Origin of the sequence: Paenibacillus sp. CR_12 (assembly GCF_041953985.1) — a bacterium.
In the GTDB taxonomy this organism is placed as follows: domain Bacteria; phylum Bacillota; class Bacilli; order Paenibacillales; family Paenibacillaceae; genus Paenibacillus_AQ; species Paenibacillus_AQ lautus_A.
The window spans coordinates 458,663-475,801 of the sequence record NZ_JAVFHO010000004.1; the positions used below are offsets into that span (position 1 = coordinate 458,663).

Here is a 17,139-nt window from a genome sequence, read left to right on the forward strand (position 1 = left end):
TCTAAGACTTCACCTCCGTGCCGTCAGACTCAGACTCCTCTTCCTCAACCAGCTCCAGAAACAAATCGACCAGGTGATCCTCAGGCTCAGCTCCCCCGGTTTGCCGTTGGTAGAACTTTCGGAACAGGTCCGGCAGCGGCAGCCTTGAGCGCTCGCTCTCCAGCTCCAACGCTTCCATCTCCGGGTATACCGGACGAATGTGGACGATGCCGTCCCTGCTCTTGCGCAGCCGCTGAATATCGGCAAGCCCCATGGCCTCCGTTAAGGATACCTCCAGATCAATGAAAGCCTGGGGATCGCGCCCCTCATCCAGCCAGCGGTAGACTTCATCCAAGCCGCCTTTGGCCTTCCATCGGACGAGCGGGCGGCCGCTGCTGAGAAACAGCTCCTCAATCACGGGAGCTCCTCCCGGCGATACGTCAACCATGGTCACCGATTTCGCCTGTCCCGCTTCCGAGAAGCTGTAGGCCAGCGGGGATCCGCTGTAGCGGATCATCCCCTCCCCTTTCACAGCCTGGGAACGATGCAGGTGACCCAGCGCCGTATAGGCAGCGCCGACAGCGAGTGCCGACGGATCAACCGTGTACGCTCCCCCGACTTGAATCGGACGCTCGGAATCGCTCTCGACGCCGCCAAGGACATAGATATGGCTCATCGCCAGATTGACCGTCTGCGGAGAAAATTCCCTTGCCATCATCCTCATCAGTTTTCCGACTCTCTCGCTGTAGGCGCGGCGAAGCTGATCCTCATCCCCGTCGACCGATAACAGCTCGTTGAGCCTGGCCTCTGACGGGTAGGGCAGAGCTGCGATCTTGGCCGTTTCTCCGGTACGGGCTGCGGCAACCGTTACCGCATCGGCGATAGGTGTCCCTATCAGCGAGATGCCTCTGGCTGCAACAAGCGGCGTAACCGATGCAACCCGTTCCGGCTGATCATGGTTGCCTGCAATGACCACCATGGGGCGGCCTCCCTCCGTAAGTCTGGCGGCCGCTTCGTAGAACAACTGCTCGGCTGACGCAGGCGGATTGACGGAATCATAAACATCCCCCGCCATGAGGATCAGGTCCGCCTGCTGATCGTCCGCCAGCTTAACCAGCTCATCCAGAAAACGCTCCTGCTCGGCCAGCCGGCTTCGGCCTTCGAGCGTGCGCCCCAGATGCCAGTCCCCGGTATGCAAAATACGCATCGATAATCTCCTCTCCCGCTTCAAACGTCTAACAAAACATAACTTACCGAAAGGTTATGCCTGTACGGCATGTCCCCCATCAAAAAAGTACAGCCATTTCTCATGCACAGGCTCGCCTAAAATATCCTCCAAAGCCATTGCATACAGGTCCAGCTGAAAACGATACTGGTCAGCCAAGGCCGCCAGGCCGCCGCGATGCTCCAGCACCCGGTCGGTCTTATAATCAAGCAGCACAAGATGGCCGTTATGCCTGAACATGCAGTCCACAACCCCTTGGATCAGCACCGTTTCGTCCCGAAGCAGCTCCATCGCGGGCAAGCCCTGGGCCGTGTGTTCCGAAATCGGGTCCAGAAAAGCCAGACCCTGATAAGCTTCTGCCGCTGGGAGCGCATAGGAAAACGGCATCTCGCGCCAGACATCCTCTGCTGACAGCACCCGCTTTCCAAGGTCGCAAGCAAAAAGGCTGCTAATCTCCGTTGCTTCCACCGCGGAAGCCTGCTCACCGGTGATGATCTCCTTTTCCACCAGGTAACGGATGGTTTCTTCGATCTCCGCTGTCGGTTCTGCAGCGTCTTCCAGCCGTTGAAGCGGCAGATGCTGCATGATGGTATGATAGACGGTTCCCCGCTCGGCGGGCGTCAGCTTCGTGGACTCCATAAATTTCGGCCGCCGCAGGCTCAGCGTGAAGGAAGTGCTTGCGTCTATACGTTCCCTGCTCCGGCGTTTCACGGCCCGTTCCTCCAGCAAATCCAAGGAGGGGCTGTCCTGTAGGGCAAGCAGCTTTTTCATCTCCGTTACGGACGTTTTGGCCGATATTTGACTGACCGCTTCATAACGATAATTCCACGACAACCGCTGATCGATGGAAGCCCGCTGAACATCCGTCCCCTCCTCTTCCGCTTCGGCAATCGCAGATTCCGGGACAGGCTCGAGCCTGCGTAGGGCATTCAGCTTCGTCATCCGATTTTCGCTGTCCGCCTGAACGTCATCGCTCATGCCGGTCATGCCCTGCGCCAGGGATTCCGGCGTTTCAATCGAGAATATCCATTGCGATCGGTCTGCCGCTAACGCGCGCGAGCTCGTCTCTTCCAATCCCGCCTGTCCGCGGAGCGGACCCGCAGACGGATGCCGTATCACGGCCGGACCGATCCAATCCAGGTAGCTCCGTCCCCGGGCAAGGACGTAATCCGGCAGAAGCTGCTCCGGGTTAAAATCGGCCTGTGCCCAAGCGGACACCTTTTTCGGCAAATCCTTCACCGTGCCGACCAGGATCATCTTCTCTTTCGGCCTTGTAAGCGCAACGTAGAGCACCCGCATCTCCTCGGCCAGCAGCTCCAGCTGCGATCTGCGCCGAATCGCCAGGTTTGGCAGCGTCGGGTAGCTTACGCGCATGCCTTCATCCACGAACTTCGGTCCGAAGCCAAGCTCCTTATGCATCAGGAAGGGGGCGTTCAAATCCTGCTGGTTGAAATTTTTGGACAATCCCGCCACGAACACGACCGGAAACTCCAGGCCCTTGCTCTTGTGAATGGTCATCAGGCGCACCGCGTTGCCCTGGCTTTCCGTGCCTCCGGCCGTGCCAAGATCCCCGCCGCGCTCGCGGAGACGCGAGATAAAGGTCAGAAAACGGAAGAGCCCTCTCGAGGCTGTGTCCTGTTCATACTTCACGGCCCGGTCATATAAGGCGGTCAGATTGCCCTGACGCTGCTTGCCGCCGGGCAAGCCGCCAACCCAATCCAAATATCCGGTTTCGCTGTAAATCCCCCAGATCAGATCGCTCAGGCTTCCCTGACGCGCTTCCTGCCGCCAGCGCTGCAGCCGATCCATAAACAATCCAAGTTTGGCGCCAAGCTCCGCCGATATTTCGATAGCATGGCCCTCCGCCGATAGCGGGACATCCGAAAGATGGCTGCCTGCTACGAGCTCATGACCGGCGGCGGCTTCGGCCAGGCCTTCCAGTCCTGCGCCCGGCGTCCATTTTCCGTCGACGAAGCCCATAGGGCGTGCCGGATCCATGACCGGCGGCGCGACGCTTAACGAGACCGCCGCCTTCAGCGCATCGTAATAAGACCCTTTCGCGCACAGGCGAACCTGTGCCATCTCTTCCTCGGATAATCCAAGAATGGGCGAGCGCAATACCGAAGCCAAAGGAATGTCCTGCCGCGGATTATCGATCACCTGCAGCAGCGATAAGATGATCTCCACTTCCGTAGCCTGAAAGTATCCCTTGTTCTGCTCGCCGAATGCCGGTATTCCCTCCTGCCTTAACTCCTCAATAATTAACGGTGCCCAAACCATGGCGGAGCGCAGCAAAATGACCATGTCCCCATACCCGGCGGGCCGCATCGTTTTCACCCCTTTATCGTAAACCATGAGCGGCTTTCCGCTTTCGCCTGTCATTTCGCGGATTTTGCGTGCGATGGCGCGGGCTTCCAGCTGGGCGGTTTCCATTTCGAGCGCCTCAGCCTCAAGCTGAATCCCCTCCTCTTCGGAAGCCGATTCATCGAACTGCTCCTCCGGACCTTTTCCGGCACGGTCGATCAGCAGCATTTCGGGCATGTAGGGATTCGCGCCTCCGTTCGTTTCCTGTTCCGGAAAGGAAGCTCCGCATACAAGCTCGGCCCGTTCATCATAGGCAATCTCGGCTACCGATTCGTTCATGATCTGCCGGAACAGCAAATTGACGGCGTCCACCACTTCCATCCGGCTGCGGAAATTACGGGCCAGATCAATACGGATGCCCGTTTGGGACGTGCCTGTCTCAGAAGAAAACGTCTTGTACTTATCGAGAAACAGTCCCGGTTCCGCCAGACGGAACCGATAAATACTCTGCTTCACGTCGCCGACCATAAACCGGTTGCCCGGCATCTCCCGGGAAATCAATCGTACGATGTCTTCCTGCACGCTGTTCGTATCTTGATATTCGTCCAGCAGCACTTCATCAAACTGCTCGCGGTATTCCATCGCCGCATCGGAAGGCATCATATGTCCCGGCACGGAATCGGGATGGCGAAGTATATGGAGGCAGTAATGCTCAAGGTCGTTAAAGTCGACCATGCCTTTGGCCGCCTTGGCCTCCCGGTATCGCTCGCCAAACGCGATCACCGTCTCGGCCAGCTCCATCATCAGCGGCGCTGCCGTGTGAAGCTCCCGCAAAAACTCCGATGCCGGACGGCCGAACAATGCATTTTTCAGCTCATTTACGATTTTCTTCACGTTGTCGCGCAGTTCCTTGACCTGCTCCTGCAGCTCCGGCAGCACCTCATCCTTACGAACGGATTTGAGCTTGCCGAAAGACGCCTCGCGGAAAATGCCGTACAACGATTCCCACGGCGAAGTATCGATGGCCTCCAGCAGGGAAGCCACCAGCCGCAAGTCCTCATCGAGATTGTCCGCATACGGTGTTGGCCCTCCCGGCTGCATGGCAATGGCCTTGGCTTGCTGCAGCAGCCCTGCCGCTCCGTTCAGAGCCAGGCGTGCATCAGCCAAGATGCTCTGGACCCATGGCGTGTTACCAAGGGCTTCCGTATCGGCCACCTGAAAGCCGGCGGCTGTCTCCCTAAGCCAGTGTGACGGCCATGAATGGCTGCGGGAGAAATCGTATAGACGCTGCACGAGACGGTACAGCGCATCGTCCGTTCGCTCGCCGCTGAACCAGTCCGCCAAGCGCAGAAACCGGCTTTCCCGGTCCCCCTCCGCCTCTCCGTATTTCTCTTCGAACAACTCCTCCAGCATATCCTGCCGCATTAAATCCGCCTCATGTTCGTTCAGGATGCGGAATCCCGGATCCAGCGGTATTAACTGATAATATCGCCGAATGACTTCCATGCAGAAGGAGTGCAGCGTTGTAATCGACGCTCTGCCAAGCAAAGCGAGCTGACGCCGGATATGCTCATTGTCCGGATCCCGGTCCAGCTCACGGTCCAGCGCTTCCCGGATCCGTCCCCGCATTTCGGCAGCGGCGGCTTTCGTAAAGGTAGCCACAAGCAGCCGATCTACGCTGAACCCTGCGGCATCGTCCAGGATTTTGCGAATGATCCGTTCAACCAGCACGGCGGTTTTCCCCGAACCTGCCGCAGCTGCAACCAGCATATCGTCGCCCGACAGCGCAATGGCTTTCCACTGGTCGTCGCTCCACATGCTTCCCTCGGGTTTTGCTATCATCTCTCTCACCGGCTCTCTCCTCCCTTCGGATGTCCAAGCATATCCCACACCTGATCTTTGCCCGGTTTGCCCAGCAGCTGGTATTCGCTGCCCTCAATCGCGTCGTCGAACTGACATACGGGCCGGAAAGAACAGAACGTGCAGGCGGTCTCCTGCTGTATCCGGTACGGTTTAATCGCGACATCGCCGCCTGTGATGCGGGAGCCGATGTTCAGCATGTTCTCCCGCACGGCGGACAACAAGGTCTCCCACTGGTCAGGCGTTGCCACGGCCGCGCTGCTGTAGAAGCTGCCGTCCGTTTTGACGGCGACGGGCAGGATGGCAGAGTGCCCTTTTTCAAGGAACGAATCCATGAGGGACACCGCTTCGCGGTCTGCCAGGAGCAGGCCTTTCATTTTGTAGCGCTTGAGCAGCTCCTCCGCCGCCTGCTCCGGCGTCATGCCGTTGGCGGACTGCAATACCGGATCATGCACGTGGAAGTACAAGGTTCCCGCAGGCAGGGCCTGCTCGCCCAGCCATTCCTCCGCAAACGTCAGCAGCACGTCCAGATAGGTCAGCATCTGCAGGGATAGGCCGTAATAGACCTCATGCAGCCGCAGATCCTTCTGGCTCGATTTATAATCGATGACTCGAAGCATGATGCCATGCTCGCCTCGAGCCATGTCGACCCGGTCTATGCGCCCGACAATCTCCATCTTGGTCCCGTTCGGCAATTCAAACGCCAGGGGTGGCAGCGGCTTTCCGGGACCGAAATCAAGTTCAAGGCCGATCGGCTCGAATTTGCCGCGCCTCGCCTGCTCTCCCAATATGACCGATGCTCTGCCCACGATGTTTTTAAGCTTTCGCGAAATATAGCCGTACCGCTTGGAGCTGAGCAGGATTTCACCCTGCAGCATGGGCGCGAGCCGATCCACGGTCGCTTCCGCTTCGCGCAGGCATTCCTCGGCGGTCAGGTCTCCCCAGCTTCGATGCTGCGATTGGAACTTGACGGCCATGCTGCTCAAGGCAGCATGGAACAGCTGTCCGATGTCGGGAGCCTGAAGCCTGTACAGCTGCCGCTCTCTCAGCTTCAACCCATGGGAGGCAAAATGGGAGAACGGGCAGGCAACAAAGCGCTCCATCCGGGATACGCTTGTCCGCAGCTTCGTTCCGTACAACTGTCTGCTGGTTTCCAGCTTGAGAGGCCGGGCTTCATTCCGGTAAGACAAGGAGGAGAGCATGGTCGTAAGGCGGGGCCGCAAACCCGGCTGCTCCGCATACCAGTTGTAAACATGCCACCACAAATCCGGGATCTCCTCCCCATTCCTCCAGTCGCGAAGCCGGCCCGCTAAATAAGCAAGCGTCTTGTCTGGACGGACCGCATAACCCTCCTGCTCAAGGGCCGATTGCCCGGCATGCGGCCTTGGAAACAAAGGCTCCTCTTCCAGCTGGAACATCAGCTTCAGATGCCGCACCACCTCGGATGGCAGTAACGGCTTGCCTTCATCATCCGCTGCAGGGTAGCTGACCCACAGCTGTTTGCTGGCCGAAGTCAGCGCATTATAGATCAGAAACCGTTCATCCAGCAGTCTTCGGGATATGCTCGGGGCAAGCTCCAGCCCGCGGTCTTCAAGATGAACCCGTTCCGGCTCCGTCAGGATGCCGTCATCCTGGAACTGGGCCGGGAGCACGCCGTCGTTAATGCCGAGAAGGAAAGCATATTTCACCCCGCCCGTCCGCGTCCGGTCCATGCTGCCGATGAGCACCTGGTCCAGAGACGGAGGCACAAGAGCCATTTTCATTTCCGTAAGTCCCGTATCCAGCACGCCGGTAAACAATTCGGTGCTTAGCTTCTCCGCGCCCATCATCTCGACGATTTGGTCGAGCAGGCCGAGCACGGCTCCCCATACCTGGCGATGTTCCCGGGCTTCCTCAGGACGCCCGGCATCCAGTGCGGCCCGGCTTAACAGCTCCAGCTTCTCGGGCACAGCGCACTCCTCCAGCAGCCGATAGACCGCGGTGCTCTGATCCATCGCGCTCGCAGCCTTTTTCATCCGCTTCTCGAACGCATGCAGCGGTTCCGTTATCACCTTCCTGGCGTACTCGATCGCCGCCATGCCGTCCTGATTGCGGATCTCGCTTTCCCCCTCTTCTAAAGAAAGGCTTGGAACTCCCTTCCAGGGACGGCCGTCCGTCCAGCGCGTGCCCTGGATTCCGGAGGCCAGCGCATGGTTCTCCAGACGGTCCATGTCCTCACGGGTAAGCGAACCGTCCAGCGGCAGCAGCAGATCCGTCTTCACGCAGCGGAATACGTCCTCATAACGCCACCGGCGACCGATGACATCAAGCGCAGAGCGAATGAACTCGACCAGCGGATGGTGAAGCTCGCTCCGCTTCTGATCGAGAAAATAAGGAACGCCGTATTCCCTGAACAAAGGACCCATCAGATGCTCATAGTCCCCCATATTCCGGACAAAAACAGCCATTTCGCGGTATCTTGCCCCTTCCTCCTGTGCCAGCCGCAGCATTTCGCGCAGAGCTCCTTCGATTTCGGCCCGGCGATGGCTGGCAGCGTGTAAAAGCAGACCTTTCCTCCCGCGGTTTGGACTGCTCGCTGTGTCCGGGCCTTCATCCGGTTCCGCCCAGCGTCTCTTCCGATCATAACCGCGCTCAAGATGGGCAAGCATGGGAGATTCCTGAAACCGCGGCAGAACATCGGGATGAAGAATGCGGTGCTCCGCCTCCAGCCCGATCTCATCGATAATCCCTTTGAGCTTTATGTACGTCACCGCAGTAGGATGAAAGAGATCCAGCTCATGCGGAACCGTCCCGTTCCTGTAAGGCTTGTCCAGCGTCAGCGCGATCGTCACTCGCTTGGCGTGTGCGATGATCTCCCGCAGCACCCGGTACTCCTGCGGCGTAAAGCCGTGGAAGCCGTCGATCCAGATGTCGGCACGCTTGATATATTCCGATTCGGCCACACCCTCAGCCAATGAGGCCAGCGTGTCTTCCTCATCCATGTAAAACCGTGAAATTTCAAGCTCGAAATCGCGAAAGACCGTTACGATGTCCTCCAGCTTCCGCCGCAGCATCGGTGAATTCCCGGAGCCCGATACCATCTGTCCCAGCTGCTCCTCCACGCATGAGGCGTCAATGCAATAGCGCTTCATTTCCGTGTACAGCTCGCTCAGCTTGCCGACAAAGCCATGCTGCTCTCCCGAGGCGCCGAACATGTGGAGCTCTTCCTTGCGCCTCCGCAGAATTTTATACAGCAGCATCCGCTTGCCTTCCTCGCTGATCGCCACTTTCGCGGCTCCGCCGGTTTCCTGCATGACGCGGTAAGCCAGACGGCGGAAGCTAAGCACCTGCGCGCGCATCATGCCGCGAATGCCTCCCGCATTGACGAGCGCGTGCTCCGCTTCATAGGACCCTTGCTCCGGAACGATCAGGATCATCGGATCCCCCTTGGGATTATGCTCCAACCGTTCGATCATCTCTTGGCGGATCGACGTGCTCTTGCCGCTGCCCGACCTGCCGATAACAAATTGAACGCTCATGCTATGCCTCCTTTACATCTTGCAGAAAGAGACTCATTCACCTTCAAAACCAGCTGCTGATCCGGTGAAATCATGCCCTTTGAATCTAGTAGTTCAAGATCAAAAATGTATGTCAAATCTTGCGTGATGGTTCGGCTCTATCAAAAAAAGATGCTGGTTACTAGTATAACATAAGTCCTGATTGGTGGAACATACGTTTGGATTTCATTCCCATTCCCAACGATTTCGGACATATGAAAAAGGACCCTGCCATCGTGGTTATCCACCATTGCAAGATCCTCTACATGAACCGCCAAGCTGGGGTGTTTACAGTTTTGATTTGCTGCGCACTTCAAAGACGGCGAATTTCAAATAATGTCCCTCGTCGACCCCAAGAATTTGCGGATGGTCCTTGCCGGCCGCACGCCATTCCACCAATCTCAGAATTTTGCCGGCATCCTTCGCCGCATCCTGGATCGTCTCCAGGAACAAATCCGGCCGCATATGGTACGAGCAGCTTGCCGTAACCAGATATCCGCCCTCGTTGACCAGCTTCATGCCGTGAAGGTTGATGTCCTTGTACCCGCGGCAAGCCCCCTTGACGGCCGACCTGGTTTTGGCAAACGCCGGCGGGTCCAGAATGACCACGTCCCAGGATCGCCCCCCGCCCGCGGTCAACGGTTTCGAGGTATCCACTTTCTGATCCCCTTGGGCGCGCAGCTCGCGCTCTTCCAAACCCTTTACCTGGCTGCGCAAATATTGGAAGGCGTCATCCACCACAAATTCCACGCGATCCTGGAATCCGTTCAATTCCGCGTTCTCTTTGGCACTTTCGATGGCATGCTCCGATATGTCGAGGCAGGTGACTTTCTTGGCGCCGTACTTGCATGCATGCAGCGTGAAGCTGCCCGTATGCGAAAAGCATTCCAGCACCGTTGCGCCGTCCCAATACGGGAACGTAACTTCTTTTCCGCTTTTGTTCACCGGCAGGGTCTTCGTCTCACCTTCCTGCTCCACGGCCTGAAGCGTAATCCCGCTGCGGCTTCCCCAACCGGTCATTAACGGTTTGATGGATGCCCGGTTCTCCCGCTGATCAAAGAAATATCCGGTTTTCTGACCCTCTTCGATATCCACTTTGATCTTCAAGCCGTTCTCCGTCACGACGACGTGACGGGGACACTCCCCGTAAAGAGTTCCCTTGCGCTGTTCCAGCCCTTCCAGTTCCCGGATGGAAACGTCGCTGCGCTCGTAAATTCCTTTCGGCTGTACCACTTCGACAAGCGCGTCCACGATGTCCGCACGGCATCGGTCCATGCCCAGCGTCAGTAGCTGCACGACCAGCACGTCGGCAAAACGGTCCACGATCAGCCCCGGCAGGAAATCAGCCTCGCCGTATACCAGCCGGTAAGCATTCTCGTCTCCGATAAACCGCTCCCGGTGTTTCAGGCATTCCTGGAATCTGGCTGCGAAAAAAGCCTTGTCCATCGCCTCGACCGGTTCATACGAAACGGTGCGCACGGTGATTTGTGATAACGGATTGTAATACCCGGAGGCAAGAAAACGGCCTTGGTGATTGAACACCGATACGATATCGCCCGGCTCGGGCTCGCCCTCGACAGAAGCAATCTCGCTTTTATACACCCAAGGGTGCCCCTGCTCCAGTCTCTTTTTTCGACTGCGCTCCAAAATAACCGATGGCACTGTATTTCACTCCTTAAAGTTATCCCCTGGTTTATTGCAATAGGCATGCATGTCCGCCAAGGGTCATATACGTAATTAAGAAAAACGTCGACCGACGTGCTCTCACAGTTACCCGACCGCGTGAAGAGATCGTTTTCTTGCGATGACCGATGACTTTCGGCTTTGCTGGAAACTGCGCTCCCACCTTATTTTACAAAAAGGAGAACATCATGCTATCCACGCTCTGGTTTCCCGTCTGTTATGGTCTTGTCCTGTTTCTGTTCGGCATGAAGGTCATGGAGGTCGCCCTCCAGCGCTGGGCCGGACCGCTCTTGCATAAGTGGCTCCACAAAGCGACATCCACGCCCCTGAAAGGCATGGTTGCCAGCACGGCGGTCACGGCCCTGCTGCAGAGCAGCACCGCCGTAACCGTGCTGGCGATAGGCTTTGCCAATGCCGGATTGTTAAGCCTGTCCGGTACCTTGGGCGTTATTCTCGGCACGAACATCGGCACGACGGTAACCACCGAACTCATCAGCCTGCAGATCGGACAAGCCGCCATGCCTCTGCTTGTCCTCTCGCTGATGCTGTGGGTCGGAGCCGTTCTTGTCAGCGAGCGCGTACCTGCGAGTCACGACAAGTTAAAAAACCAGTTGATCCGCAGCCAATTTTTATGCCTCGCTGTCGCCGGATTTTCGCTGGTGCTGCTCGCGATACAAATCATGCAATCCATTGGGCCGACCCTTCAAAGCCTCGGTTTGTTCCAATGGTTCCTTGACTACGCCTCGCAAAGCGTCCTCTGGGGCATTGCAGCCGGTGCGATCCTGACGGCTTTGATGCACAGCAGCGCCGCCGTCATCGCCATGGCTATGGGGCTCGCCGCCAGCGGAGCGCTGCCTCCCGAGATCGGCGTCGCGATCGTGCTGGGCTCCAATGTCGGCACCTGCGTGACGGCGCTCATCGCGGCGATTGGCAGCAGCCGCGCCGGACGATTCGTGGCTTGGTCCCATTTGGGGCTTAATATCGGCGGAGTCCTGCTCTTCATTCCGTTCACAGCGGGATTAACCGCCGTATCCGGATGGTTAGCCGCAGATCCGGCCGGACAAATCGCCCATGCGCAAACCCTGTTTAATATCGCATGCTCGCTGATCGCGCTTCCTCTATGCTATCTGCCCTTCTGGAACAAGCGGTTGCCGTCCTAGAATTTCATATCTTCATCCGCCGGAATAGCGACTTCAAGCAGCATCAGCGCTTTACGCAGGATGATATCGTTGTTATTGTACCCGTTGCTACGCTGCTTCCTCCATGCGGCAAGAGGCTCGAACCAGTCCACCCCGTTGATTTCCTCGATTTGGGGTTTTAGGATGCCTCCTTCCGCCTTAACGAGGTAGTAGTGAACTTCCTTGTCGACCAGGCCGAATTCGGGATGATGGTATTTATATGCAATAATGTCCACTGGAGAAGTGATGGATCCGACTATACCTGTCTCCTCGCGTATTTCTCGGAGAGCCGTCTGCTCGACGGTTTCACCGGCTTCCATCTTGCCTTTGGGAAGCGAGGTTTTTCCATAACGGTCCAAGATGAGCTGGATCTGAAGCGCCCCTTCATGATAACGGTATACAACGCCGCCCGCGGAAATTTGTGTATATGCCATGTCCTGTTCCTCCTTCATGTACAACAAGGACTCCACTTCCGGTAGCCAGGAAATGAAATCCTTGTCTGGTATGGCCGCTATGGAATATTACTGGGCAGCTGCCTTTAATCCATGATCCATGACGCTGAGGAGTTCGCCCTCGCATTCATTTACACCGGCTTTGGTTACTTTTACGCGGCACAGCTTGCCTTCGAGATCAGGCGATCCGTTGAATACAAGCTGCAGGTAGTTGTCGCTGTAACCCTGCATTTTTCCGCCTTTGGGAGCACCCTTGTATTCGCGCTCCGGTATCACGTTCAGAATCTGGCCCACGAAACGCTCGGCATAAGCCAGCTGAAGCTGCTCCGACAAGTCGATCAGATCGTGCACCCGCGCATTCTTCACTTCCTCGTCCACCTGATCCTCCATTCGTGCCGCCGGCGTGCCGGTACGCTTCGAATACGGGAATACATGCATTTCCGAGAATTGAATCGCCTTCATCAGGTCATATCCGTTCCGGAACATCTCATCCGTTTCGCCAGGGAAGCCGACGATGACGTCCGTCGTAATGCCCACATCCGGCATCGCTTGACGAATCAGGCCCATCTTGTTATAGAATTCTTCCGTCGTATATTTACGGCGCATCCGTTTCAGTACCGTATCATCCCCCGCTTGGAGCGGAATGTGAAGATGGCGGCACATTTTACTGGAGCGGTTCAGCACGTCCAGCATCTTCTCATCGATCTGGCTTGCTTCAATGGAGCTGATGCGGATCCGTTCCAAACCGTCAACCCGGTCAAGGTCCCACAGCAAATCGGACAATCTGTAATCCTCGAGATCATCCCCATATCCGCCGGTGTGGATACCGGTCAGCACGATTTCCTTATAACCCGCTCCGACCAGCTGATGCGCCTGCTTGATGATGCTCTTCGGATCACGGCTTCGCGACAAACCGCGGGACCAAGGGATGATGCAGAACGTGCAGAAGTTGTTGCATCCGTCCTGAATTTTTAGAAATGCGCGAGTACGTTCCGCGAAATCCGGTACGTCCATTTCCTCGAATACCCGGGTCTTCATGATATTGCGCACGGCGTTAATCGGCTGGCGCGTCTTTTCGATGTCATGGATGAAATCCATGATTTTCTCGCGATCCTGGTTCCCGATGACGAGATCCACGCCCGGGATATCCAGAATTTCCGCCGGCGAGGTTTGGGCATAACAGCCCGTTACGGCCACGATCGCCTCGGGATTTCGGCGAACCGCGCGCCGGATCATCTGGCGGCTCTTCTTATCCCCTGTGTTGGTAACGTGGCAGGTGTTAATCAAATAAACATCTGCGGTTTGTTCGAAGTCCACCTGGTCGTAGCCTTCATTCTTGAAGTATTGCCAGATGGCCTCGGTATCGTAAAAATTGACTTTGCAACCCAACGTATAAAACGCTACGGATGGCATGTTCAAACGCCCCCCATTTCTCCAGATTCGTATAGTGCGCAGGCCAGCGCCGTCATGCCGGCGGTCTCGCAGCGAAGGATCCGCCTTCCGAGTCCAACGGCTACGGCTCCCGCAGCTTCGGCCGCTCGGCATTCCTCTTCCGTAAAGCCGCCCTCGGGTCCAACGACCAGCAGCAAGCTGGCAGGCTTGGCCGATTCACGCAGCGCCTGCTCTGCAAAAGGCTTCAGCACGTCCCTCAGCTGGGAACCCTGCTCTTTTTCATAACAAAAATATACGGCATCATAGCCGGAAAACGCTGCAAGCAGATTTTTCCACGTCAGAGGCTGTTCAACAGACGGAATCCGGTTGCGATGCGCCTGTTCAGCCGCCTCCTTCGCGATTTTGCGCCAGCGCTCCAGCCGCTTCCCTTCCTTTTTGGCATCGTACTGAACGATCGTTCTTTCCGACAGGAAGGGAACAAAGGACACCGCGCCGATCTCGGTGCACTTTTGGATGACGGTCTCCATCTTGTCGCCTTTCGGCAAACTCTGAGCAATGCTCACTTGCAGACGCGGTTCCTGCGACATCTCCATGGGTTCAATCACGACGGCAAACACGCTGCCTGCATCGATGCGCTCAATCTCCATCAAGGCCTCGCGGGATACCCCGTCGCTCACGATCAATTTATCGCCAAGCCTGCCTCGCATGACCTTGGCAATATGACGGGCATCGTCGCCCGTAATCTCAACACGTTCTCCCTCGAATTGCGCGGGAGTCACAAAATATCGCTGCATCTCTATCCTCACCTAACTCAAAAATCGCCAAACCCCATCATACAACTTTTCGCGCAAACTGACCAGAGTAAATCAGAGCCGGTAACCGCCGGTCATCATAATGAACATGTCCAAAAATTTGGAAGACAGTGCATGTGCCGCATCGTACAGGGGTTTGATCGTATAATCCTGGAACACAGGCAACAGTATGATCAACAGGAAGAAAAGGATCGACCATTGCTCAAACTTCTGAATCCTCGCGCTAAGACGCGGCGGCAGCGCATTCTCCAGAATCCGGTAGCCGTCCAGCGGAGGCAATGGAACCAGATTGAACAGGCATAGAAAGAAATTGAGCAATATAAAGATATTAAAGAACAAATGCACCGCTTGATCCGTCTTGGTTAATCCGACAGGAGGAATCATCCCTGTTTGATACAAAACGGCATAAATGAGAGCCCCCAGTATTCCCAAGAGAAGGTTGCTCAGCGGACCGACTGCAGCCACGATGATGCTCATGCGGCGCGGGTTGCTGAAGTTCTCCCGATTGACCGGCACCGGCCGTGCCCAGCCGAAACCTGCAATCAGCAGGAGAAGAATTCCCAGAAAATCGAAATGCACCGCCGGATTCAGCGTGACCCTGCCCAGCAGCTTGGCCGTCGGGTCTCCGAATTTATTGGCAAAATAGGCATGCGAGAACTCATGCACGGTAAATGCGATGATCAAAGCAATCAGGTAAAAAGGAAGCTGCTCCAACGGGTAAAATAGCAGTTGGTCCAAAAAATCCATAATCAGTTCTTCCTCGCCACGAATGCAACCCAATCATCCTCGCGGCAAATATCCGCAATTTCGAAACCGGAAGCAATCAAAGCCTTCTCCACGCTCTCTTCCTTGTTCTTGTAAATGCCCGAAGCGATATAAGCGCCTCCCGGTTGAAGAGCCTGGTATACGTCGTCCACGAACAGCAGAATAACCTCGGCCAAAATGTTTGCCACCACGATTTGTACCGGCAGCGTCACGCCCAGATCCGAGTCATCGGACGAATCCGTGAGTACGGAGAGCAGATCGCTTTCCTTCACCGTAATCCGGTCTTCCAGGCCGTTCAGGCGGGTGTTCTCCGTCGCGCTGGATACCGCGACCGGATCCAGGTCGAGAGCCAAAATTCGTGAAGCGCCCAGATGCGCTGCGCCGATGGAGAGGATGCCTGAGCCTGTCCCGACATCGATGACTTCCTCTCCGCCCTTGATCACCATCTCCAATGTACGCAAGCATAACGAAGTCGTCGGATGCGTTCCTGTGCCGAAGGCCATGCCCGGGTCCAGCTCGATGATGGACTCGTGCTCTGATTCCGGGGTGTACTCTTCCCACGTCGGTTTGATGGTCAGCCTGTCGGAGACGCGGATCGGTTTGAAATACTGCTTCCAGGCCGTAGCCCAATCATTCTCGTCCACCGTCTTCATCTCATACCGCACTTCGCCCGTTTCGATACCGAATTCCTTCAGCTCATTGACGCGCGGCGTTATTTCATCGCGGATCGCTTCCAGCGTCACCGTCTCGTCGAAGTAACCTTTGATGACGGCCTGGCCTTCAGGAATATCGTTAAACGGAACGATCTCGTCAAACCACTGTCCCAGAGAGGTGTCCCGCTTTTTGTTCGTAGTACCGGACTCCTCGATCGAAACGCCTCCGGCTCCCGCTTCATGCAGGAAATTCGTAATCATCTCCACGGCTTCCTCCGTGGTATGTATCGTTAATTCACGCCATAACATGTGCAATTGTTCCTCCTCTTTCATACGTAAGTATCATTGTACTATATTGAGGACCCCGGATACAAAGTTTGCACTAAAATACCATGATAACTTTTCAAAGTCATTCATCAAATTCAAAAAAGCCCTGCTGCAACCTCCATTAAAAGAAGGCAGGCGGGCTTTTCCACATTCCACATCGGTAGCGATTAATCTACATTTTTGCTGGTTTCATCCAAAATTTTCTTCAATTGGCGTTCATCCGCTGCCTCGCTTCGGCGCAGCGCTTCCACATCATCGTGATCGGCTTCCATAGCCGAAAACTCAACATCCTCCGCCTTGGCGGACTGCAGCGCAATCATCTTCTCGGTTTTGCTCGAGATCTTCCCTTTTTTTACGCGTCTCATCATGGGTGTCATTCTCCTTTCCGATATCAACACTCAGAGCGGTGCCTGGAACCTTAAATCATGCCGCCGGATTCTTCGATTAACCGCATGGCTTGCGGGAAGACGCTTTCGTCCAGTACAACCGTCAGCAAAATATCCCGGCCTTCGGTTCCATCTTCACCGCCGGTGCTCATCCCGCTGGCCGCTGGGTCCGCAGCTCCGAGAATTCCGGCTCCCGGCCCCGAAATATCCGCATTTAAGGTCATCGTTGTTAAGCTTGCGATGTTGCCTGTCAACGGATTCATCCGATTGTTGAGCTCCCCGCCGGGATCGGCGCTAAACCGGTCGATGGACATATCGGCAACGCGCAGCGACTGCAATTTGCGGGCGGCATGCCGGGCTTCTTCCGGACTTTTGAAATAGGCCAAAATGTTTTTCTCTGCCACTTCATTCACCTGCATTTCCTATTCAAGATTGCATCTTCCGAGATGGAACCATCCTAGGTTGCTTCATTGTCAAACCTTTTATTCTTGAGCGATACGAACCTGTAAAGCAGCGGGATATCCCTGCTGCTTCTTCTGCCACAAACCAAAAAGCAGCAGGCCAAAGGTAGGGAAACCTTTAGAGCC

At 56.1% G+C, this 17,139-nt stretch carries 12 protein-coding genes; 1 reads left to right on the forward strand and 11 read right to left on the reverse strand.

Features of this window, described 5'->3' with window-relative positions:
- Position 1: 1 nt before the first annotated feature.
- From RB297_RS17795 to RB297_RS17810, 4 genes are all read right to left on the reverse strand, one after another.
- A complete protein-coding gene (locus RB297_RS17795; RefSeq protein WP_375121038.1) occupies positions 2–1,186 on the reverse strand; it encodes an exonuclease SbcCD subunit D in 1,185 nt (394 codons plus the stop codon).
- A 54-nt stretch (positions 1,187–1,240) separates the two neighbouring features.
- On the reverse strand, positions 1,241–5,350 hold the full coding sequence (addA, locus tag RB297_RS17800; RefSeq protein ID WP_375121116.1) for a helicase-exonuclease AddAB subunit AddA: 4,110 nt from the start codon (positions 5,348–5,350) through the stop codon (positions 1,241–1,243).
- Positions 5,351–5,355: 5 nt separating this feature from the next.
- A complete protein-coding gene (gene addB, locus RB297_RS17805) occupies positions 5,356–8,886 on the reverse strand; it encodes a helicase-exonuclease AddAB subunit AddB (protein WP_375121039.1) in 3,531 nt (1,176 codons plus the stop codon).
- A 306-nt stretch (positions 8,887–9,192) separates the two neighbouring features.
- Positions 9,193–10,566, reverse strand: coding sequence for a class I SAM-dependent rRNA methyltransferase (locus RB297_RS17810; RefSeq protein WP_375121040.1), 1,374 nt, complete (start codon positions 10,564–10,566; stop codon positions 9,193–9,195).
- A gap of 209 nt (positions 10,567–10,775) precedes the next feature.
- Here RB297_RS17810 and RB297_RS17815 point away from each other — a divergent pair, with 209 nt between their 5' ends.
- The gene (locus RB297_RS17815; protein WP_096773036.1) at positions 10,776–11,747 is read left to right on the forward strand and encodes a Na/Pi cotransporter family protein; all 972 of its coding nucleotides are present in this window, start codon (positions 10,776–10,778) and stop codon (positions 11,745–11,747) included.
- Here the strand turns inward: RB297_RS17815 and RB297_RS17820 are convergent.
- The 7 genes from RB297_RS17820 to RB297_RS17850 all read right to left on the reverse strand — a co-directional run bounded on the left by RB297_RS17820 (position 11,744) and on the right by RB297_RS17850 (position 16,956).
- Entirely contained in the window at positions 11,744–12,199 is a 456-nt protein-coding gene (locus RB297_RS17820) for an NUDIX hydrolase (protein WP_192569241.1), read from the reverse strand. The genes RB297_RS17815 and RB297_RS17820 overlap by 4 nt on opposite strands.
- Positions 12,200–12,286: 87 nt before the next feature.
- Positions 12,287–13,630 carry a tRNA (N(6)-L-threonylcarbamoyladenosine(37)-C(2))-methylthiotransferase MtaB gene (mtaB, locus tag RB297_RS17825; protein ID WP_015734186.1) on the reverse strand — a complete coding sequence of 448 codons (1,344 nt, stop codon included), beginning with the start codon at positions 13,628–13,630 and terminating at the stop codon, positions 12,287–12,289.
- Positions 13,631–13,632: 2 nt separating this feature from the next.
- Positions 13,633–14,403 (reverse strand): RsmE family RNA methyltransferase, encoded by a 771-nt coding sequence (locus RB297_RS17830; RefSeq protein WP_375121041.1) that lies wholly within the window; start codon positions 14,401–14,403, stop codon positions 13,633–13,635.
- 72 nt (positions 14,404–14,475) lie between these two features.
- The gene (locus tag RB297_RS17835) at positions 14,476–15,168 is read right to left on the reverse strand and encodes a site-2 protease family protein (RefSeq protein ID WP_119849328.1); all 693 of its coding nucleotides are present in this window, start codon (positions 15,166–15,168) and stop codon (positions 14,476–14,478) included.
- Positions 15,169–15,170: 2 nt separating this feature from the next.
- Positions 15,171–16,148, reverse strand: a complete 978-nt coding sequence (gene prmA, locus RB297_RS17840) for a 50S ribosomal protein L11 methyltransferase (protein WP_375121042.1) — start codon at positions 16,146–16,148, stop codon at positions 15,171–15,173.
- A 185-nt stretch (positions 16,149–16,333) separates the two neighbouring features.
- On the reverse strand, positions 16,334–16,534 hold the full coding sequence (locus RB297_RS17845) for a YfhD family protein (protein WP_009590798.1): 201 nt from the start codon (positions 16,532–16,534) through the stop codon (positions 16,334–16,336).
- A gap of 50 nt (positions 16,535–16,584) precedes the next feature.
- Entirely contained in the window at positions 16,585–16,956 is a 372-nt protein-coding gene (locus RB297_RS17850; protein WP_375121043.1) for a hypothetical protein, read from the reverse strand.
- Positions 16,957–17,139: the final 183 nt, after the last annotated feature.